Origin of the sequence: Polynucleobacter yangtzensis (assembly GCF_027924165.1) — a bacterium.
GTDB classification, from domain to species: domain Bacteria; phylum Pseudomonadota; class Gammaproteobacteria; order Burkholderiales; family Burkholderiaceae; genus Polynucleobacter; species Polynucleobacter yangtzensis.
In genome coordinates this window covers 1,913,372-1,932,001 of record NZ_AP026973.1, presented here as the reverse complement: position 1 = coordinate 1,932,001, position 18,630 = coordinate 1,913,372, and the positions used below count along the sequence as shown (strand labels likewise).

At 47.3% G+C, this 18,630-nt stretch carries 19 protein-coding genes and 1 riboswitch; of the genes, 15 read left to right on the top strand and 4 right to left on the bottom strand.

Going from position 1 to position 18,630, the window contains the following annotated elements; all coding sequences use genetic code 11:
• The first annotated feature begins 25 nt into the window (after positions 1–25).
• From gatC to QMF28_RS09650, 12 genes are all read left to right on the top strand, one after another.
• Positions 26–319 carry an Asp-tRNA(Asn)/Glu-tRNA(Gln) amidotransferase subunit GatC gene (gatC, locus tag QMF28_RS09705; RefSeq protein WP_068319845.1) on the top strand — a complete coding sequence of 98 codons (294 nt, stop codon included), beginning with the start codon at positions 26–28 and terminating at the stop codon, positions 317–319.
• Complete coding sequence (gatA, locus tag QMF28_RS09700; protein ID WP_281742489.1) at positions 316–1,833, top strand: Asp-tRNA(Asn)/Glu-tRNA(Gln) amidotransferase subunit GatA; 1,518 nt, start codon at positions 316–318, stop codon at positions 1,831–1,833. Before gatC ends, gatA begins: the two co-directional genes overlap by 4 nt.
• On the top strand, positions 1,830–3,302 hold the full coding sequence (gene gatB / locus QMF28_RS09695) for an Asp-tRNA(Asn)/Glu-tRNA(Gln) amidotransferase subunit GatB (protein WP_281742488.1): 1,473 nt from the start codon (positions 1,830–1,832) through the stop codon (positions 3,300–3,302). Before gatA ends, gatB begins: the two co-directional genes overlap by 4 nt.
• 27 nt (positions 3,303–3,329) lie before the next feature.
• On the top strand, positions 3,330–4,004 hold the full coding sequence (locus QMF28_RS09690) for a DUF484 family protein (protein ID WP_068319836.1): 675 nt from the start codon (positions 3,330–3,332) through the stop codon (positions 4,002–4,004).
• On the top strand, positions 3,985–4,986 hold the full coding sequence (locus QMF28_RS09685; protein ID WP_281742487.1) for a tyrosine recombinase XerC: 1,002 nt from the start codon (positions 3,985–3,987) through the stop codon (positions 4,984–4,986). Before QMF28_RS09690 ends, QMF28_RS09685 begins: the two co-directional genes overlap by 20 nt.
• A gap of 69 nt (positions 4,987–5,055) precedes the next feature.
• Positions 5,056–6,117 carry a CobW family GTP-binding protein gene (locus tag QMF28_RS09680; RefSeq protein WP_281742486.1) on the top strand — a complete coding sequence of 354 codons (1,062 nt, stop codon included), beginning with the start codon at positions 5,056–5,058 and terminating at the stop codon, positions 6,115–6,117.
• 120 nt (positions 6,118–6,237) lie between these two features.
• Positions 6,238–6,726, top strand: coding sequence for an RNA polymerase-binding protein DksA (gene dksA / locus QMF28_RS09675; RefSeq protein ID WP_281742485.1), 489 nt, complete (start codon positions 6,238–6,240; stop codon positions 6,724–6,726).
• A gap of 13 nt (positions 6,727–6,739) precedes the next feature.
• Positions 6,740–7,642 carry an acetylglutamate kinase gene (gene argB / locus QMF28_RS09670; RefSeq protein WP_216185208.1) on the top strand — a complete coding sequence of 301 codons (903 nt, stop codon included), beginning with the start codon at positions 6,740–6,742 and terminating at the stop codon, positions 7,640–7,642.
• Between the two features lie 10 nt (positions 7,643–7,652).
• Complete coding sequence (gene slmA / locus QMF28_RS09665; RefSeq protein ID WP_281742484.1) at positions 7,653–8,303, top strand: nucleoid occlusion factor SlmA; 651 nt, start codon at positions 7,653–7,655, stop codon at positions 8,301–8,303.
• A complete protein-coding gene (gene metX / locus QMF28_RS09660) occupies positions 8,300–9,439 on the top strand; it encodes a homoserine O-succinyltransferase MetX (protein WP_281742483.1) in 1,140 nt (379 codons plus the stop codon). The genes slmA and metX overlap by 4 nt, the downstream gene beginning before the upstream one ends.
• On the top strand, positions 9,436–10,029 hold the full coding sequence (metW, locus tag QMF28_RS09655; RefSeq protein ID WP_281742482.1) for a methionine biosynthesis protein MetW: 594 nt from the start codon (positions 9,436–9,438) through the stop codon (positions 10,027–10,029). Before metX ends, metW begins: the two co-directional genes overlap by 4 nt.
• A 15-nt stretch (positions 10,030–10,044) precedes the next feature.
• Positions 10,045–11,364, top strand: coding sequence for an AmpG family muropeptide MFS transporter (locus QMF28_RS09650; RefSeq protein ID WP_281742481.1), 1,320 nt, complete (start codon positions 10,045–10,047; stop codon positions 11,362–11,364).
• 36 nt (positions 11,365–11,400) lie between these two features.
• Here the strand turns inward: QMF28_RS09650 and QMF28_RS09645 are convergent, their stop codons facing one another.
• Positions 11,401–12,183, bottom strand: coding sequence for an exodeoxyribonuclease III (locus QMF28_RS09645; RefSeq protein WP_281742480.1), 783 nt, complete (start codon positions 12,181–12,183; stop codon positions 11,401–11,403).
• 8 nt (positions 12,184–12,191) lie between these two features.
• On the opposite strand from QMF28_RS09645, the gene pyrE reads away from it, so the two are divergent.
• A complete protein-coding gene (gene pyrE, locus QMF28_RS09640; protein WP_281742479.1) occupies positions 12,192–12,860 on the top strand; it encodes an orotate phosphoribosyltransferase in 669 nt (222 codons plus the stop codon).
• A 12-nt stretch (positions 12,861–12,872) separates the two neighbouring features.
• On the opposite strand, the gene dapF is transcribed toward pyrE, so the two are convergent.
• From dapF to QMF28_RS09625, 3 genes are read right to left on the bottom strand one after another with little or no spacing between them, the layout of a single operon-like run.
• Positions 12,873–13,727 carry a diaminopimelate epimerase gene (gene dapF / locus QMF28_RS09635; RefSeq protein ID WP_281743677.1) on the bottom strand — a complete coding sequence of 285 codons (855 nt, stop codon included), beginning with the start codon at positions 13,725–13,727 and terminating at the stop codon, positions 12,873–12,875.
• Positions 13,728–13,786: 59 nt separating this feature from the next.
• Positions 13,787–14,686 (bottom strand): LpxL/LpxP family acyltransferase, encoded by a 900-nt coding sequence (locus tag QMF28_RS09630; protein WP_281742478.1) that lies wholly within the window; start codon positions 14,684–14,686, stop codon positions 13,787–13,789.
• Positions 14,687–14,709: 23 nt separating this feature from the next.
• Positions 14,710–15,570: a lysophospholipid acyltransferase family protein gene (locus QMF28_RS09625; protein ID WP_281742477.1), complete on the bottom strand. Its 861-nt coding sequence runs from the start codon at positions 15,568–15,570 to the stop codon at positions 14,710–14,712.
• Positions 15,571–15,773: 203 nt separating this feature from the next.
• On the opposite strand from QMF28_RS09625, the gene metK reads away from it, so the two are divergent.
• A complete protein-coding gene (gene metK / locus QMF28_RS09620) occupies positions 15,774–16,940 on the top strand; it encodes a methionine adenosyltransferase (protein ID WP_068319810.1) in 1,167 nt (388 codons plus the stop codon).
• A gap of 67 nt (positions 16,941–17,007) precedes the next feature.
• Positions 17,008–17,113: riboswitch (S-adenosyl-L-homocysteine riboswitch) on the top strand.
• A 61-nt stretch (positions 17,114–17,174) separates the two neighbouring features.
• Positions 17,175–18,620, top strand: a complete 1,446-nt coding sequence (ahcY, locus tag QMF28_RS09615; protein ID WP_281743676.1) for an adenosylhomocysteinase — start codon at positions 17,175–17,177, stop codon at positions 18,618–18,620.
• The last annotated feature ends 10 nt before the right edge of the window (positions 18,621–18,630 follow it).

Sequence of the window (18,630 nt, the reverse complement as noted above, 5' to 3'; positions counted from 1 at the left end):
TATAGGAATGATACTCTAGCGCCCCATGAAACTTGATGATGTCCAGCGCATTGCGCACCTTTCTAGGCTTGAGTTAAATCAGGCAGAAGCCGAGGCAGTTTTGCCTCAATTGCAGGCTATTTTTTCCTTGGTTGAGGAAATGCAAGCAGTTGACACAACTGGTCTTGAGCCTTTGGCTCATCCAATCCTCTTTTTACGTGATTTGGCTCAGCCTATGCGTGCTGACCAGGTTACTGAGTCAGACCACCGTGCTGAAAACATGCAATCAGCCCCTGCGCAGCAGGATGGCTACTTCTTGGTGCCAAAGGTGATCGAATGAGTTGGCACAATACCCCGATTGCCTTAATGGCAAAAGCACTAGCCGCAAAAGAGGTCTCCAGCACTGAGCTAACCCAGTACTTTTTGGACCGTATTGAGGCTGGAAAACAGTGGAATGCCTATCTTGATGTGAATGCTCACTTAAGCTTAGAGCAAGCAAATAAAGCAGATCATCTAATTTCATCTGGCAAGGCTGGCAAGTTAACCGGCATCCCTGTTGCTCACAAAGATGTCTTCGTAACGCGTGGCTGGAAGTCAACTGCAGCCTCCAAAATCTTGGCTGGATATCAGAGCCCTTTTGATGCCACGGTAGTGGCTAATCTGGGAATCCCAGACGAAAACAATCCCCATGGTGCTGGCATGGTTTGCCTGGGCAAGACCAATATGGATGAGTTCGCAATGGGCTCATCCAACGAAAACTCTGCCTTTGGACCGGTTTTAAATCCTTGGAATGCCGCACACGTAGCTGGAGGCTCTTCTGGTGGCTCTGCTGCAGCGGTTGCTGCTGGCTTGGCGCCGATTGCCACCGGTACAGATACTGGTGGTTCCATTCGTCAGCCAGCCGCCTTCTGTGGCCTAACCGGAATTAAGCCTAGTTATGGGCGCGTATCTCGTTACGGCATGATCGCCTATGCATCTTCACTCGATCAAGCGGGCCCGATGGGCAAGACCGCAGAAGATTGCGCTTTGCTACTTTCAGCAATGTCTTCGCATGATCCGCGTGACTCCACTTCTTTGGCGGACTCCGGAGAAGATTACGGCCGTTACCTCAACCAAAATTGGAAAGAGGGAAACAACAATTCAGCAAAACCACTAGAAGGTTTGCGTGTTGGTTTGCCAAAAGAGTTCTTTGCTGAAGGTTTAGCAAGCGATGTTGCCAAATCCGTAAACGAAGCCTCCAAGCTTTTAGAAAACTTAGGCGCGACACTAGTTGAAGTCAGCTTACCTAAAACCAAATTATCAATTCCTGTGTATTACGTTTTGGCACCAGCAGAAGCATCAAGTAATTTGAGTCGCTTCGATGGCGTACGTTACGGTTATCGTGCAAATGAATATCGCGACCTTGGCGACATGTATGCAAAGTCCCGCACTGAAGGTTTTGGTTCTGAGGTGAAGCGCCGCATCATGATTGGAACCTATGTTCTTTGTCATGGTTACTACGATGCCTACTATCTCCAAGCACAAAAGATTCGTCGCATTATTGCGGCCGATTTCCAGGCGGCATTCAACCAGTGCGATGTCATTCTGGGTCCCGTAGCCCCTGATGTGGCCTGGCGCTTAGGTGAAAAATCAAAAGATCCTGTGCAAATGTATCTAGAAGATATTTACACCCTGTCTACTAACTTAGCGGGCCTGCCAGCAATGAGTGTCCCATGCGGATTTAATACCAATAACTTACCTATTGGCATGCAACTCATCGGCAACTATTTTTCAGAAGCACGCTTATTGCAAGTGGCTCATCAATATCAGCAAGCCAGTGATTGGCATTTGCGTCAAGCAAGTGAGGTGTCATGATGCAATGGGAAGTCGTTATTGGTCTAGAGACCCACGCACAACTACAAACACAGTCGAAGATTTTTAGTGGTGCGAGCACGCGCTTTGGTGCGCAGCCAAATACACAAGCATGTGCGGTTGATCTTGCATTGCCTGGTGTCTTGCCTGTCCTCAATCGTCAAGCTGTTGAACATGCGATTCGTTTTGGCTTAGCCGTCAATGCAAAGATTTCACCGGCAAGCATCTTTGCGCGTAAGAACTATTTCTATCCTGACTTACCGAAGGGCTATCAAATTAGCCAGATGGAAATTCCGATTGTTGTGGGTGGCCAGGTAGAAATTCTGGTTGGCGATGAAGTGAAGGTAGTGCAGCTCACTCGTGCCCACATGGAAGAGGATGCAGGTAAATCGGTTCACGAAGAGGGTTTTACTGGTCCTCATGGCGAACCTTCAAGCGGCATTGATCTAAACCGTGCGGGTACTCCTTTATTAGAAATCGTGACCGAACCGGTGATGCGCAGCGCTGCTGAGGCTGTTGCCTATGCTAAAGCCCTGCATGGACTGGTGGTTTGGCTTGGCGTTTGTGACGGCAATATGCAAGAAGGTTCATTCCGTTGCGATGCGAACGTATCTGTTCGTCCTATGGGGCAAGCTGAGTTTGGCACCCGTTGCGAAATCAAGAATCTGAACTCCTTCCGTTTCTTGGAAGAGGCAATTCAATACGAAGTACGTCGTCAAATTGAGTTAATTGAAGATGGCGGTACCGTTGTTCAAGAGACCCGTTTGTACGATCCTGATCGCGGTGAAACACGCAGCATGCGGAGTAAAGAGGACGCAAATGACTATCGCTATTTCCCAGATCCTGATTTATTGCCAGTAGTTATTGATGACGCATGGATTGTAGATGTGCGCAGCAAGATGCCTGCACTTCCTGCGCAGTTGCGTGATCAGTGGCAAAGCGAATTTGGTTTAAGTGCCTACGATGCGCAGTTGTTAACTCAAGATCGCGACACTGCAAAAGTATTTGAAGATCTATTGGCAATCGTCGGTAAGCCATTGGCAAAAGCGGCAGCTAATTTAATTGCTGGCGAACTTGCATCATCATTAAATCGTGCTGGTATTGCAGCAGCAGAAGCACCATTAAAGGCTGAGCATTTGGCACCATTGCTGACTCGCGTAGCGGATGGCACCATCTCCAACAAAATTGCTAAAGACATCTTTGCGATTCTATGGGAAGAGGCTATTGCAGGCAAGGCCATTAGCACTGTGGACCAAGTGATTGACGCCAAGGGCTTGAAGCAAATTAGCGATAGTGGCGCAATTGAAGCCATCATTGATCAAGTATTGGCAGCTAATCAGAAGTCCGTGGAAGAGTTCCGCTCAGGCAAAGAGAAGGCGTTTAATGCATTAGTGGGCCAGATCATGAAGGTCTCGCAAGGCAAAGCCAATCCTGGTCAGGTAAACGAACTCTTGCGTAAGAAGCTGGGTTAACAAAAGAACATATTTAGAAAGCAATTGATGAGCGCAATAGATCCAAAACAAGCCGAGCAAGAAGAGTTGGTTGCTGAGTGGTTGCGAGTAACCCCGGGCTTTTTTGAGCGCTACGCCGATCTCTTTAATGAGATCCGAATTAAGCACCCTCATGAAGACCGTGCGATTTCTTTGCAAGAGCGCCAGATGACAGTGTTGCGTACACAGAATCAAGAGCTTAATCGTCGCTTAAGTGAGATGTTGCACTTTGGTAGTCGTAACGATAAAACTCAGCAAAGCTTAGTTGCTTGGTTGTTGCGTTTAATGAAAGCAAACAATAAAGCCGATGTAGAGGCTGCGATTACTTCTGGTTTGGCAGAAGTATTTGAAGTGGAATCTGCGCAATTACTTTCACCAAATTCTGCTTTTGGTCCCTGGGTTGATACGCCCTTGTGTGGCTCGGCAAAAGAACTAGCTGCTGCCAGCGTTGACTTACTCGCCAGCCAAACGACTATCGATCCTGAGTGGCAAAGCATGGTCGCTATTGGCTTGCCGCTGGGCAAAAGCATTGGCGCCAGTCAATCCCCTGCAGTGTTATTGCTGGCAAGTAAAGACGAGTCACGCTTTACGGCTGATATGGGCGCGTTCTATTTACGTCAGATTGCTGAATTAACTGCTGCAGCTTTGGATCGCATCCAGGCTTATGAAATTAAAGGCGACTGATCTTCACCCCCTCATGCAAGAGTATTTGCATGAGTTGCATGTGTTGCGTCAACTCTCGCCACATACGCTCAAGGCGTATGGCATGGATTTGAGCGACCTCCAAAACTTTGCTCTTGAAGACTCTATTGAATTATTAAAGGTAAGCAATGGTCATGTGCGTCGTTGGGCTGGTCGTTTGCATTCCAAAGGCAAATCCTCAAGAAGCATTGCGAGAGCGCTATCTGCATGGCGTGGCTGGTACGACTGGCTCAGCGAAAAGGATGCGCGACGTGATGTGCGCGCAGGCAAGGTAACAAGCGCACTCGTTGCTAATCCCGTCGATGATGTCAAGGCACCAAAGCGCCTGAAGTCTTTGCCCAAAGCCTTATCTGTTGAGCAGGCGCTTGCCTTGGTAAATCAAGCAGTCAAAGAGGCAGAAGAGAAAAAGGATTTGGAATCGATTCGGGATGCGGCAATTATTGATTTGCTCTATTCCTCCGGCTTGCGTCTTTCGGAGCTCCTCGGAATTGATGTGATGCAAAGTAAAGATCGCCAACATGAGTCTGCTGGTTGGTTGGATTGGGATGCTGCTGAGGTCACTGTTTTGGGTAAGGGCGGCAAGCGGCGTTCGGTTCCTGTCGGGGTGCCAGCAATGAAATCTCTTATGGCATGGCGAGAGCTGCGCGATGCCGGAAGCTACACCGAAGAGTCAATCGCACTATTTTTATCTGCCACAGGCAAGCGTTTATCGCCACGCACTGTGCAGGCGCGCTTACGCACCTTGGCAATGCGCGCCGGCTTACCAACGCATGTGCACCCCCATATGATGCGCCATAGCTTTGCAAGTCATGTGCTGCAATCATCCCAAGATTTGCGCGCTGTTCAGGAGATGTTGGGGCATGTCAGCATCGCCAGCACCCAGATTTACACCTCGCTAGATTTTCAACACCTTGCTCAGGCATACGATAAAGCGCATCCACGCGCAAAGGCTGGCAAAGCTTGAGGAACTCGGTAAGATAGAAGGTTTCCCGCTTTGGGAAACTTTGGCCTCTAGATTTTGATTGGATCATCCATGGCATTAATTCCGGTAACCATTTTGACTGGCTTCTTAGGAAGCGGCAAAACAACTTTGCTCAAACACATTCTCACTGAAGAGCATGGCAAAAAAATTGCTGTGATCGAGAATGAGTTCGGTGAAGAAAATATTGATAACGATATCTTGGTGCAAGACAACCAAGAGAATATTGTGCAAATGAGTAACGGCTGTATTTGCTGCACCATTCGTGGTGACCTCGTTGAAGCACTAAATGAGCTTTGGGAACAGCGTAAGGATAAGAAGATTAGTTTTGATCGCGTTGTGATTGAAACGACGGGCGTTGCTAATCCCGGTCCTGTAGCCCAGACTTTCTTTATGGATGACGATGTTGCTGATCACTATGTCTTAGATGCTGTGGTTACCCTAGTGGACGCCAAGCACGGTCAGCAGCAACTCAATGAGCATGAAGAGGCGCAGCGCCAAGTTGGCTTTGCCGATCAAATCTTTATTACGAAGACAGATTTAGTTACTCCCGCAGAAGTAGACGCTTTGCGTAATCGTCTGATGCACATGAACCCAAGGGCGCCTATTGCTGGCATTTCTAAGGGTGTGGTGCCGTTGAATGCTGTTTTAGATCTCAAGGGCTTCAATTTGAATGCCAAGCTGGATATTGATCCTCACTTCCTGGAGCAGGATGACCACGATCATGAGCATTGCGGCCATGACCATAGTCACGATCATGATCACAGCACCTGCGGCCACGATCATAGCCATGACCACCACCATGGTCATGCGGGCCATACAGACCGCATTCAATCCTTTGTTTTTCGTAGTGATAAACCCTTTGATCACAAAAAGTTGGAAGACTTCCTTGGTGGCATCTTGGAGGTCTTTGGAGAGAAGATGCTGCGCTATAAAGGTGTCCTCTACGTGAAGGGAAGTGCCCGAAAAGTAGTGTTCCAGGGGGTTCATCAGATGATGGGCAGCGATTTAGCTGGTCCTTGGGGTTCAGAACCCAAGCAAACCCGTATGGTATTTATTGGCATCGATTTGCCTAAAGACACCCTACTGGCTGGGCTCGAAGGCTGTTTGGCCTAGAAAGATTCGGGTACAATCCGCCGCCACGGTCAGTATTATGAATATTGAGAAATATTGATTCGAGGGCTGTAAAAGTTTGGCAGAATGAGGCAATAATGCTTCAAACCAAGGAAGAATGAGATGACGGTAAAAACAGCAACAAAACCAGCAACTGCTGCAAAAGCAAGCAGTAAAGCTGCGAGCACAAAAGCTCCAAAAGGCGCGCCTTTAACGGAGGCTGAATTGCTCAAGATGTCCGAGAAGGACTACATGAATGCTGCCCAGTTAGATTTTTTCCGTCAAAAATTACTTACTCTCAAGGATGACATTCTAAAGAATGCCTCCGAGACAACAGAGCACCTGCGTGAAAATATTTTGGTTCCAGATCCTGCGGATCGTGCCACGATTGAAGAAGAGCATGCTTTGGAATTGCGTACGCGCGATCGCGAGCGCAAGTTGCTCAAAAAAGTAGAACAAGCTTTAGCGCGTATTGAATCTGGAGACTATGGTTGGTGTGAAGAAACTGGTGAGCCAATCGGCTTGAACCGTTTAATTGCAAGGCCTACAGCCAATTTATCTCTTGAGGCTCAAGAGCGTCGTGAACTCCGTCAAAAATTATTTGGCGAATAAATTTTAAGTAGCAATGACTAAGCATTTACCAACTATTAGCGATATCTCCCCTTTGTTGAAAGCGGAGATTCTGGCTGAGGCTTTGCCTTACATCCGTTCGTATCACGGCAAAACGATCGTGATTAAGTACGGTGGAAACGCCATGGTTGAAGAGCGCCTCAAAGAAAGTTTTGCGCGCGATGTTATTTTGCTCAAACTTGTTGGCATGAACCCTGTAGTGGTTCATGGCGGCGGACCACAAATTGATGAAGCTCTTAAGAAAATCGGTAAGACCGGTACCTTTATTCAAGGTATGCGCGTGACCGACGAAGAAACCATGGAAGTGGTGGAGTGGGTTTTGGGTGGTGAAGTGCAGCAAGACATCGTGATGTTGATTAACCACTTTGGTGGCCAAGCTGTAGGCTTGACTGGTAAAGACGGCGGACTCATCCGCGCCAAAAAAATGTTGGTTGCCGATGAAAAGAATGCTGGCGGAACAATTGATTTGGGATTTGTTGGTGAAATTGAGGCCATTAATCCTGCAGTTGTAAAAGCCTTACAAGACGATGCTTTTATTCCGGTGATTTCTCCGATTGGATTTAGCGAAGAAGGTCAGGCCTACAACATCAATGCAGACTTAGTTGCTGGCAAGATGGCTGAAATTTTGCACGCAGAGAAGTTGGTCATGATGACGAATATTCCAGGCGTGATGGATAAGAATGGCACCCTCTTGACCGACCTCACTGCCAGAGAAATCGATGGCTTGTTTGCTGACGGCACGATTTCTGGCGGCATGTTGCCCAAGATTTCTTCTGCATTAGATGCGGCAAAGAGCGGTGTTAATTCAGTGCACATCATTGATGGTCGTATTGAGCATTCTTTATTGTTAGAAATTCTGACCGAGCAAGCGTTCGGTACGATGATTCGTTCTAGGTAAGTAAATAAGCATGCGCGAATCTTTAGAGCCGGCAGATATTAACGACAGCAGTGCTGATGCTGGTAAGGCACGTAAGCGTCCCAAGCCGGGCGAACGCCGTCTGCAGATCCTGCAGGTCCTTGCAGAGATGTTGCAAAACCCGAAGGGTGAGCGCGTTACTACTGCTGCATTAGCAGCCAAAATTCAAGTTTCAGAAGCGGCCTTGTATCGCCATTTCGCAAGTAAAGCGCAGATGTTCGAGGGCCTCATTTCGTTTATTGAACAAACGGTCTTTGGTTTGATTAATCAGATCAACCAAAAAGAAGAGTCCGGCCTTGCCCAAGCACGCGGTATTTTGCAAATGCTTTTATTCTTTGCCGAAAAGAATCCAGGTATGACTCGCGTTTTATTGGGCGATGCCTTGTTGCAGGAAGATGATCGTCTGCAAGAGCGTATTACTCAAGTCTTAGATCGCGTTGAAGCATCTCTTAAGCAGGCTTTGCGCATTGCCCAAACTCAAGGTGGTAATTGGGCGCAGCTTGGTCAAGAAGAGGTTAGCATTCGCGCTGCTATGTTGATGAGTTTTGTTTTGGGCCGTTGGCATCGCTTTGCCCGTAGCGGGTTTAAGAAGTTGCCCACCGAAGCGTCTGATGTTAGTTTGCGCCTTCTCCTGTCAGAATGAGCGAGCTAAATCTCTCTAGAAATACTATTCATTTTGCCGAGCCCCTGCCTTTGCAGAGTGGCGCTGTGTTGTCTGGCTACGATTTAGTCATTGAAACCTACGGCAAGCTTAACGCAGACAAAAGTAATGCTGTTCTAGTTTGTCATGCACTCAATGCGTCACATCATGTAGCCGGCCCAAGTCCAGAGGATCCAACGGATATTGGTTGGTGGGACAACATGATTGGCCCAGGCAAGCCTGTTGATACCAATCACTTTTTTGTAATCGGTGTTAATAACTTAGGCTCATGCTTTGGCTCGACTGGGCCTATGAGCATAAATCCTGCAACTGGCAAGCCTTATGGCGCTGAGTTTCCAGTGGTCACTGTTGAAGACTGGGTGAACACTCAAGCGCGCTTGGCTGACAAGCTGGGTATTCGTAAATTTGCCGCCGTGATGGGTGGTAGTTTGGGCGGTATGCAGGCAATGGCTTGGGCTATTCAGTTCCCCAAGCGAATAGAGCATTGCGTTGTAGTCGCATCCACTCCAAAACTGAGTGCGCAGAACATTGCATTTAATGAAGTGGCGCGCAATGCTATTTTGTCTGACCCCGATTTTCATGGCGGTAACTATTACGAGCATGGCGTAGTGCCTAAGCGCGGCTTGCGTTTAGCGCGCATGGTTGGGCACATTACCTATTTATCTGATGATGACATGGCCGAAAAATTTGGGCGCGAATTACAACGCCCTAATGGCGAATCTAATGACTACCGCTTTAGTTTTGATGTTGAATTTGAAGTTGAAAGTTATCTCCGCCATCAGGGCGATAAGTTCTCAAACTACTTTGATGCCAATACTTATTTGCTGATTACCCGTGCGCTTGATTATTTTGATCCTGCACGTCGTTACGATGGCAGTCTTAATCGCGCCCTAGCTGAAGTGCAGGCCAAGTTTTTGGTAGTGAGCTTTTCAACAGACTGGCGCTTCCCGCCTAATCGTAGTCGCGAGATTGTGGAATCTTTGTTAAGCAATAAGAGTGAGGTGACTTATGCAGAAATTGATGCGCCTCATGGGCATGATGCCTTCTTATTAGATGATGCTCGATATCACAATCTGGTTCGAGCCTACTTCAAGCAAATGCGCGAGACTCAAGTATGAGCAATCAAAATAAACGCGCCGACTTTGCCGCTATTTCCAATTGGATAGCACCGAATACTCAAGTGCTGGACCTTGGTTGCGGCGATGGTAGTTTCTTAGAGTTTCTACAGAAGCAAAAGCCAGTTCATTCCTATGGTGTTGAGATTGATGATTCACGTGTACTGTCATGCGTGCAAAAAGGCTTGAATGTCATCCAGCAGGACTTAGAGGGCGGCTTAGCCCTTTTTGAAGACAATAGTTTTGATACGGTTGTTCTGTCGCAAACTTTGCAAACCATTCATCAAACTGAAAAGATTTTGCGTGAAGTTGTGCGTGTAGGAAAAGAATCGGTAATTTCGTTTCCTAACTTTGGTCATTGGTCGCACCGCCTTGCTGTGGGCTTAGGCCGTATGCCAGTCTCTAAGAGCCTGCCTTATCAGTGGTACAACACACCAAACGTGCGGGTACTCACTGTTACTGACTTTGAGAAGCTAGCCTCTAATCTTGGGCTAAAGATTCTCGATCAATGCATCTTGCACGAAGGTCGCCAAGTTACTTTGATGCCGAACCTTTTTGGCAGCCTTGCCTTATTCCGCATTCGTCGCGCCTAGGATAAAAATATAAAGGTGTTAACTGCAGTCCAATCTTGGATAAAAGATTTTCGGGTTTATCTCGAGTGGCCTTGCTTGCGCATGCTATTCCTGGGCTTCTCCGCGGGCCTACCTTTGCTGCTCATTTTGGGAACCCTTAGTTTTTGGTTGCGTGAAGCCGGCATTGATCGCAGCACTATTGGCTACTTAACCTGGGTTGGTTTGATCTATGCCTTTAAGTGGATGTGGGCGCCTCTCGTAGATCGTTTGCAAATTCCCTTGCTAACGAAATTGTTTGGGCGCCGCCGCAGTTGGTTGCTCTTTGCACAAGCGCTCATCATTTTGGGTCTGGTTGGCATGTCGACTTCAGATCCAAAGCTCGCGCTCAATTCGATTGTCTGGTGCGCCTTGTTGGTGGCCTTCGGTTCTGCTACTCAAGACATTGCTTTAGATGCATTTCGGATTGAATCTGCCAATAGTGATCATCAGGCAGCTTTAGCTGCCACATATCAAACCGGATATCGACTGGCCTTGATTTGGGCTGGTGCTGGCGTTCTTTGGCTTGCTGCTCGTGCTGAAACGGGTAGTGGATACGATGCGAGTGCATGGCAATTTGCTTATCTCTGTATGGCTGCTTCTATTGGCGTCGGTGTGATTACAACCTTGCTAAGCAAAGAGCCGGTCAAGTATGAGTTGACAAAAGTGCGTACCGCTAAAGCATGGCTATATCAAACGCTTGTTGAGCCTTTTGCAGAATTCATCACCCGCTATCGTTGGCATGCAGTATTGATTTTGTCTTTGATTGCCGTATATCGCATTAGCGATGTAGTGATGGGCATTATGGCTAATCCGTTCTATGTAGATATGGGCTACACCAAAGATGAGGTGGCAGCAGTCAGCAAAGTATTTGGAGTGATTATGACTTTAGTGGGCGCATTTCTTGGTGGCGTACTTACATTACGATTTGGTGTGCTCCGCATTTTATTTGTAGGCGCTGTTCTCTCTGCGGTCAGCAACTTATTGTTTGCCTGGTTGGCAACACAAGGCCATGACTTGCATGGCTTGATTTGGGTAATTTCTGCAGACAACCTTAGCTCAGGTATTGCGAGTGCGGCCTTTATAGCTTTCTTATCTTCACTGACGAACATCCGCTACTCAGCCACTCAATACGCTTTGTTTAGCTCGATGATGTTGCTGCTGCCTAAATGGTTGGCGGGCTTCTCAGGGGTGTTTGTTGATAATTTCGGGTACCAGACATTCTTCTTTGGTACCGCCATTATTGGTGCTCCGGTGTTGCTCTTAATTTGGGCCACGATTCATTTCAAGATCGTGCAGATCAAAAAAGAAGGAGAGTAATCTCCCCCGCTGTTTTTTGCTGCAATTTACTGCCGCTTAAATTTTCCAGTCGTAATCCACAGTGAGTGGTGCGTGATCTGAAAATTTTTCATCTTTATATACGGTGGTTTTCTTAGCGGTTTGCGCAATACCTGGTGTGCTAATGTGATAGTCAATGCGCCACCCCACGTTTTTCGCATAAGCCTGTCCGCGATTACTCCACCAGGTGTAACAAGTCTCAGTCGCTTCGGGCTCGAGCTGACGATAGACATCGACGTAACCCACTTTGCTAAATAGATTGGTTAACCATGCACGCTCTTCAGGTAAAAACCCAGAATTTTTGAGATTACCTTTCCAGTTCTTCAGGTCGATTTCTTGATGGGCAATATTGACGTCTCCACAAAGCACAATCTCTCGACCTGATTTTTTGAGGGCTATGAGATGTGGGAGGAAGCTATCAAGATAGCGGTATTTAGCCTCTTGTCGCTCAGGTGAGCTGGAGCCCGAGGGCATGTAGACCGAAATAACAGAAAGCCCTTTAAAGCGCGCCTCTACATAACGCCCCTCAGCATCGAACTCTTCATTACCGTACCCGTATAAGACCTCATCAGGCTTATGAGGGGTATAAATTCCGCAACCGCTATAGCCCTTCTTCTCAGCATGGTGGAAGTAGGCATGCAAGCCATCGGGATTGAGAATGGCGTCTTCTAAATCATCGCGCTGGGCTTTGAGCTCCTGCATGCAAATGAAGTCGGCCTTTTGCTTTACGGCCCATGGCAGAAAGCCTTTTTTGACTGCGGAACGGATACCGTTGAGGTTCGCGGAAATGATGCGTAACATGTAGGCCTATGAGCTCAAATAATTCAAATCAAGATAACTTTATACGTTTTGCCTTAGAGGCAAAGGTTTTGTCCTTCGGGGAGTTTAAAACCAAAGCCGGTAGACTCTCGCCTTATTTCTTTAATGCCGGCGAATTCAATGACGGCGCTCGTTTGAGTGCGCTAGGCCGCTACTATTCCAAAGCATTACAAGAGTCGAAGCTGCAATTCGACATGCTTTATGGCCCAGCCTATAAAGGAATCGCGTTAGCAGCTGCTACAGCAATCGCTTTGGCTGATGATGGCATCAACGTTCCTTACGCCTATAACCGCAAAGAAGCCAAAGATCATGGTGAAGGCGGAGTCTTGGTGGGTGCTCCTGTTAAGGGGCGAGTGGTGATTATTGATGACGTGATTTCTGCTGGCACCTCTGTGAGAGAGTCGGTGGATCTGATCCGCAAGGCGGGTGCAGAACCTGCTGCAGTATTGATTGCTTTGGATCGTATGGAGCGTTCAGGTAACGCTGTGGATATTGGCGATAAATCTGCTGTGCAAGCAGTAGAGCTAGAGTTTGGTTTGCCAGTGATTTCGATTGCGAACCTGACTGGCTTGATGTCGTTTCTGACAGCATCAAGCGATACTCAATTAACTAATTATTTGCCTGCAGTAAAAGCGTATCGTGAGAAGTACGGCATCTAAGAGCACTCGCTCTTAGATTTCTGTTTCACCTTCAAATACCGTGACTGCTGGACCAGTCATGATGACTGATTGAGTCACGCCATCAACGATTCCAGACCAAGCAATTTGTAGATCGCCACCCCGTGTATGAACCTTTACCGGTGAGTCTAATAAGCCTCTGCGAATGCCAGAAACAACTGCCGCACATGCGCCGGTGCCACAGGCCAAAGTTTCACCTGCACCACGCTCAAACACGCGCAATTTAATTTCATTGCGATTGATAACTTGTAGGTAGCCTGCATTTACTTTTTTGGGGAACGCTGCAAACCCTTCAATCTCAGGACCTTCTTCAAGTACGGGCGCACTATCAACATCGCCAACCACTTGAACTGCATGTGGATTGCCCATAGATAAAACACCAACCAAACTGTCGTGTGTAGCTGGGTAGTTCAGCGGAAGCGCATATAGCGTTTCTTGAAACTCTTGTACGCTAGCCAAACCAGTTGCATTAAATGGAATGTGGCTATGTTCAAAAATAGGCGCGCCCATATCCACCTCTACTTGCCCATCGGGATGAGATTTGAGGGTAAGCACAGTATGTGCCACTTCTACGCGCAAGGGATTCTTATTGGAGAGCCCTTGATCCAATACAAAACGTACAAAGCAACGAGAGCCATTGCCACATTGCTCCACTTCGCCACCATCAGCATTAAAAATGCGATATCGAAAATCGGCATCTGGGCGCGTCGCTTTTTCAACCAGAAGAATTTGATCTGCGCCAATACCGAATTGGCGGTGTGCCAATGCTTGCCACTGTTCACGCGTAATGCCGCTCAGGTCTTGATTGATGCCATTGAGCACAATGAAGTCATTGCCAGCACCATGCATTTTGGTGAAGCGTAGCTTGCGCACTGGATTGTTTGTATTAATGCTCAAAATATTTCCATTTAATCGTAAAGACTCGGCTCGCCTGGCGGCCGATGTTTAAAGCGTTTATGTACCCAATAGTACTCCGCTGGTCTTTCACGAACAAGCTCTTCAATATATTGGTTGAGGCGCGCAGTATCTTGTTCCACATCATCGCTTGGAAAGTTAGGCAAGGGCGCACTGATGTGGCAGGTGTAGCCTTTACGATCTTTATTTAACGTAGTTGTCATAAGGCACACCTCAGCCCCGCTGAGCCTTGCTAGGCGGGATACAGAGGTAATGGTATTGGTTTGGATGCCAAAGAAGGGAACAAAGACCGAATCCCGCGGCCCTAAATCAATATCAGGCGCAATAAAAATAAAATTACCCGTTTGAATTTCGCGAATGAGATCCCGTAAGCGACTCTGTCTTTCAATGGACTTGCCACCAAAACGATTTCTCCATTCAATCATTTTTTGATTGAAGAAGGGATTCTTCATATTTTGATAAAGACCGGCACCGCGTGGCCAGTCGTGTTGAGTAGCCAATACGGAAAGCGCCATAAAGCCACCTTCAAGGCCAACAAAGTGTGGATTAATGAGAAGGCGTGGTTTGCGATCTCCTAAGGTGATCGCTGATTCAATGGTGACGATATCGGTAATTTGTTTACCGCTACCAAGCCAGATGCGACTTCTCTCTAGTACGCTGCGACCAAATAATTTCCAGTGCTCAATTGCAAGCTTATTTATTTCTTCCTCGCTCAGATTCGGAAAGCACAAACGCAAATTGGTTTTGACTACCTTGCTACGTCCATTCGGAATATGGGCTGCAAGCCAGCCGAGGCCATAGCCAACATGGACAGTAATCGTATAGGGTAAAAAAGCAAAGAGGCGCAGAAGACTGAGCGCCAAGAAATTGAAAAGGTTTTGTAACCAGGTCATTCCAGAAATGATAACGAATTAATTTAATTGCTTGGAGGCAATTCTGCACCAGCGGGATGCTTGTAGCGGTTGTAGGACCATATGAATTGTTCTGGTGCAACAAGGACTGCATTTTCAATAGCAATGTTTAGCTCTGCAGCGGCAGTGTTGGCATCTTCAGATAACGGCGTAAGGCGAGTTGCTTGCATTAGCCAGCCTTGGCCGATACCTTTACGCTTAGCGGTAAACATCACGACTGGAGTGTTGTTGCGGTTAGCAAGACGAGCTGGCAATGGTGTTGTGTAAGCTGGGCGCCCGAAAAATGGTACCCACACACCCTCACCACCGCTAGGCACTTGATCGGGAAGAATGCCAATGGCCTCACCCCTTGTGAGTGCTCGAGTCATTTGACGCACGCCATTAAGGTTGGTCGGAACAAAATGCATATTGGGATAGGCGCGACCTTCTTCCACCACTTCATTGAGCCATTCTTGGCGTGACGGACGGTACAGAATGGTTGCGGGGAAATGTTGCGCCAAGACGCGGGGAATAATTTCAAAGCCGCCTAGATGGGGTGTAAGCATAACCAGGCCATGCCCTTCGCCAATCGCCGCCTCAACGACATCCCAGTTTTGCACCTCAACTAATTTCAGTGCTTTTTGTGGGTTGCGCCAAATCCACAGACTGTCTGAAAAAAGCATGCCAGATGCTCTGATGGCTTCCCAAAGCTTCAATGGCAATTTTCGAGCTTGGGCTACGGCTTCATATTGAGGGCGAAAGAGTGAGCGGTATTGCTTTGAGCCAACATAAGCGAGCATGCCTAAAGAAGCCCCAATTACCTGAACCAAGGCAAGAGGAAGCGCGGCAATCGTATTGAGACAGAGCTTAAGGAGGAGTTTTCGCACCCCCTAATGATATTCAATGCTGCTCTTACTGTGTGGATTTCAGCCTGCCTTGCCCAAGTAGCGGCTTTTCATATAGAATTCCTCCATCGCTGAGTTAAGGCAACTTGCAGGGCGATTCATAAATTCTGCTAAAGCGTCGCCGTTGTAGTTCCTGGCACGTCGAGTTGTCCCAATGATCGTGTTAATTAATAAAGGAATATGCAATGGCAAACGATTACTTCTTTACCTCAGAATCTGTTTCTGAAGGTCACCCCGATAAAGTAGCAGACCAAATTTCTGATTCGATTCTTGATGCTATCTTGGCTCAAGATCCAACTGCACGTGTTGCAGCAGAAACATTGTGCAACACCGGTTTAGTAGTTTTGGCTGGTGAAATTACTACTAACGCAAACGTTGATTACATCCAAGTTGCTCGCAATACTTTGCGTGAAATTGGTTACGACAATACTGATTACGGTATCGACTACAAAGGCTGTGCAGTATTGGTTGCCTATGACAAGCAAAGTCCTGATATCGCTCAAGGCGTTGATAAGGCTCATGACGATGGCTTGGATCAAGGCGCTGGCGACCAAGGTTTGATGTTTGGTTACGCTTGTGATGAAACTGCAGAGCTCATGCCTTTGCCAATTCATTTGTCACATCGTTTAGTCGAGCGTCAATCCCAATTGCGCCGTGATGGCCGTTTGAACTGGTTGCGCCCTGATGCAAAGTCACAAGTGACATTGCGTTATGTAGACGGCAAGCCTGACTCTATCGATACAGTTGTGTTGTCTACTCAGCATGATGAAGATATTTCTCTCGAAAAGTTGCGCGAAGCAGTCATCGAAGAAATCATCAAACCAGTATTGCCTAAGCATTTAATCAAAGGTGCGATTAACTTCTTGGTTAATCCAACGGGTCGTTTTGTGATCGGCGGTCCACAAGGTGATTGCGGTTTAACTGGTCGCAAAATTATTGTGGATACCTACGGTGGCGCAGCTCCTCATGGCGGTGGCGCTTTCTCTGGAAAGGATCCATCTAAGGTTGACCGCTCTGCAGCATACGCTGGCCGTTATGTTGCAAAGAACGTGGTTGCTGCTGGTTTGGCAAGCAAGTGCTTGATTCAGATTTCTTACGCGATTGGTGTTGCTAAACCAACTTCAGTAATGGTGAGCACATTTGGCACAGGCAAGATTTCAGATGAGAAGATTGCTCAATTGGTTTCTGAGCACTTTGACTTGCGTCCAAAAGGCATTGTGAAGATGCTTAACCTCTTGCGCCCAATTTACAAGAAGACTGCTGCTTACGGCCACTTTGGTCGTGAGGAGCCAGAATTTACTTGGGAGCAAACAGACAAGGCGGCTGCATTACGTGCCGCAGCAGGTCTGTAAGTAGGAAATACGCAGTTTGTAGGTGTATTGAGGCGAAATATGCCGTAATTGTTTACAATTACGGCATACCTTCAAGGAGCGTTGCAAGGAATGCTGAGACCCAGTACTTCCCCAGGCTTGAAGGGAGTGGATTCCTAAACGGAATTTGCTAATTGCAACCGCGCTCGCTAACCCATGATTCAATGGCTAGCGAGTTTCTACTCCAGCATTGGATCGTATTTAGCTGGAGCATTAATGAATACCGTTTCTGATTTAAATAACTTTGTTGCAACTCGTTGCGCAATTGCTGATATCACTTTGGCTGACTTTGGTCGCAAAGAAATCGCGATTGCTGAAACTGAGATGCCTGGCTTGATCGCTATTCGCGACGAGTTTGCTGCACAACAGCCATTACGCGGTGCACGCATCACTGGTTCATTGCATATGACCATTCAAACAGCTGTGCTGATTGAAACCCTGGAGGCACTTGGTGCTGAAGTTCAATGGGCATCTTGCAATATTTTCTCTACACAAGATCACGCTGCTGCAGCAATCGCTGCTAATGGCACTCCTGTATTTGCGATCAAGGGTGAAACCCTTGAGCAGTACTGGGACTTTACCCATCGTATTTTTGAGTGGGCTGATGGCGGCTACACCAACATGATTTTGGATGACGGTGGCGATGCTACTTTGTTGTTGCATCTTGGTGCGCGCGCTGAAAAAGATCAAGCTTGCTTGAATCACCCAACTAGCGAAGAAGAAACCATTTTGTTCGCAGCCATTAAGAAGAAATTGGCGCAAGACCCGATTTGGTACTCAACACGCCTGGAAAAAGTAAAAGGCGTTACAGAAGAAACCACTACAGGCGTACATCGCTTGTATCAAATGTTCGCCAAGGGCGATTTGAAGTTCCCAGCAATCAACGTAAACGACTCCGTTACTAAGAGCAAGTTCGACAACCTCTACGGTTGCCGCGAATCTTTGGTTGATGCGATTAAGCGCGCTACTGACGTGATGGTTGCTGGTAAGGTTGCTGTAGTTTGCGGCTACGGCGACGTGGGTAAGGGTTCAGCACAAGCATTGCGTGCTTTGTCTGCTCAAGTATGGGTTACTGAAGTAGACCCAATTTGCGCCTTGCAAGCTGCGATGGAAGGTTACCGTGTTGTAACCATGGACTACGCCGCTGACAAAGCAGACATCTTCGTGTCTGCAACTGGTAACTACCATGTGATTACGCATGACCATATGGCTAAGATGAAGAATCAAGCCATCGTTTGTAACATCGGCCACTTTGATAATGAGATCGATGTTGCTGGTATTGAGAAATACAAGTGGGAAGAAATTAAGCCACAAGTTGATCATGTGATTTTCCCGGCAGCCAATGGCAAGCCTGAGAAGCGCATCATCATTTTGGCTAAAGGCCGCTTGGTTAACCTGGGTTGCGGTACAGGACATCCTTCTTACGTAATGAGTTCTTCATTTGCAAACCAAGTGATTGCGCAAATTGAATTGTGGAATGCAGTGGGTACAGATAAATACCCAATCGGTGTTTACACATTGCCTAAGCATTTAGATGAGAAGGTTGCACGCTTACAGCTCAAGACTCTCAATGCAGAGTTGACTGTGCTGTCTGACCAGCAAGCTTCTTACATTGGCGTAACGAAGGAAGGCCCATATAAGGCTGACCACTACCGTTATTAATCCAATCACT

What these genes read in the sequence shown, in the direction of transcription:
- gatC (WP_068319845.1), top strand. Translation starts at nt 26, where the DNA reads ATGAAACTTGATGATGTCCAGCGCATTGCGCACCTTTCTAGGCTTGAG.
- gatA (WP_281742489.1), top strand. Translation starts at nt 316, where the DNA reads ATGAGTTGGCACAATACCCCGATTGCCTTAATGGCAAAAGCACTAGCC.
- gatB (WP_281742488.1), top strand. Translation starts at nt 1,830, where the DNA reads ATGATGCAATGGGAAGTCGTTATTGGTCTAGAGACCCACGCACAACTA.
- QMF28_RS09690 (WP_068319836.1), top strand. Translation starts at nt 3,330, where the DNA reads ATGAGCGCAATAGATCCAAAACAAGCCGAGCAAGAAGAGTTGGTTGCT.
- QMF28_RS09685 (WP_281742487.1), top strand. Translation starts at nt 3,985, where the DNA reads ATGAAATTAAAGGCGACTGATCTTCACCCCCTCATGCAAGAGTATTTG.
- QMF28_RS09680 (WP_281742486.1), top strand. Translation starts at nt 5,056, where the DNA reads ATGGCATTAATTCCGGTAACCATTTTGACTGGCTTCTTAGGAAGCGGC.
- dksA (WP_281742485.1), top strand. Translation starts at nt 6,238, where the DNA reads ATGACGGTAAAAACAGCAACAAAACCAGCAACTGCTGCAAAAGCAAGC.
- argB (WP_216185208.1), top strand. Translation starts at nt 6,740, where the DNA reads ATGACTAAGCATTTACCAACTATTAGCGATATCTCCCCTTTGTTGAAA.
- slmA (WP_281742484.1), top strand. Translation starts at nt 7,653, where the DNA reads ATGCGCGAATCTTTAGAGCCGGCAGATATTAACGACAGCAGTGCTGAT.
- metX (WP_281742483.1), top strand. Translation starts at nt 8,300, where the DNA reads ATGAGCGAGCTAAATCTCTCTAGAAATACTATTCATTTTGCCGAGCCC.
- metW (WP_281742482.1), top strand. Translation starts at nt 9,436, where the DNA reads ATGAGCAATCAAAATAAACGCGCCGACTTTGCCGCTATTTCCAATTGG.
- QMF28_RS09645 (WP_281742480.1), bottom strand. Translation starts at nt 12,183, where the DNA reads ATGTTACGCATCATTTCCGCGAACCTCAACGGTATCCGTTCCGCAGTC.
- pyrE (WP_281742479.1), top strand. Translation starts at nt 12,192, where the DNA reads ATGAGCTCAAATAATTCAAATCAAGATAACTTTATACGTTTTGCCTTA.
- dapF (WP_281743677.1), bottom strand. Translation starts at nt 13,727, where the DNA reads ATGCATGGTGCTGGCAATGACTTCATTGTGCTCAATGGCATCAATCAA.
- QMF28_RS09630 (WP_281742478.1), bottom strand. Translation starts at nt 14,686, where the DNA reads ATGACCTGGTTACAAAACCTTTTCAATTTCTTGGCGCTCAGTCTTCTG.
- metK (WP_068319810.1), top strand. Translation starts at nt 15,774, where the DNA reads ATGGCAAACGATTACTTCTTTACCTCAGAATCTGTTTCTGAAGGTCAC.
- ahcY (WP_281743676.1), top strand. Translation starts at nt 17,175, where the DNA reads ATGAATACCGTTTCTGATTTAAATAACTTTGTTGCAACTCGTTGCGCA.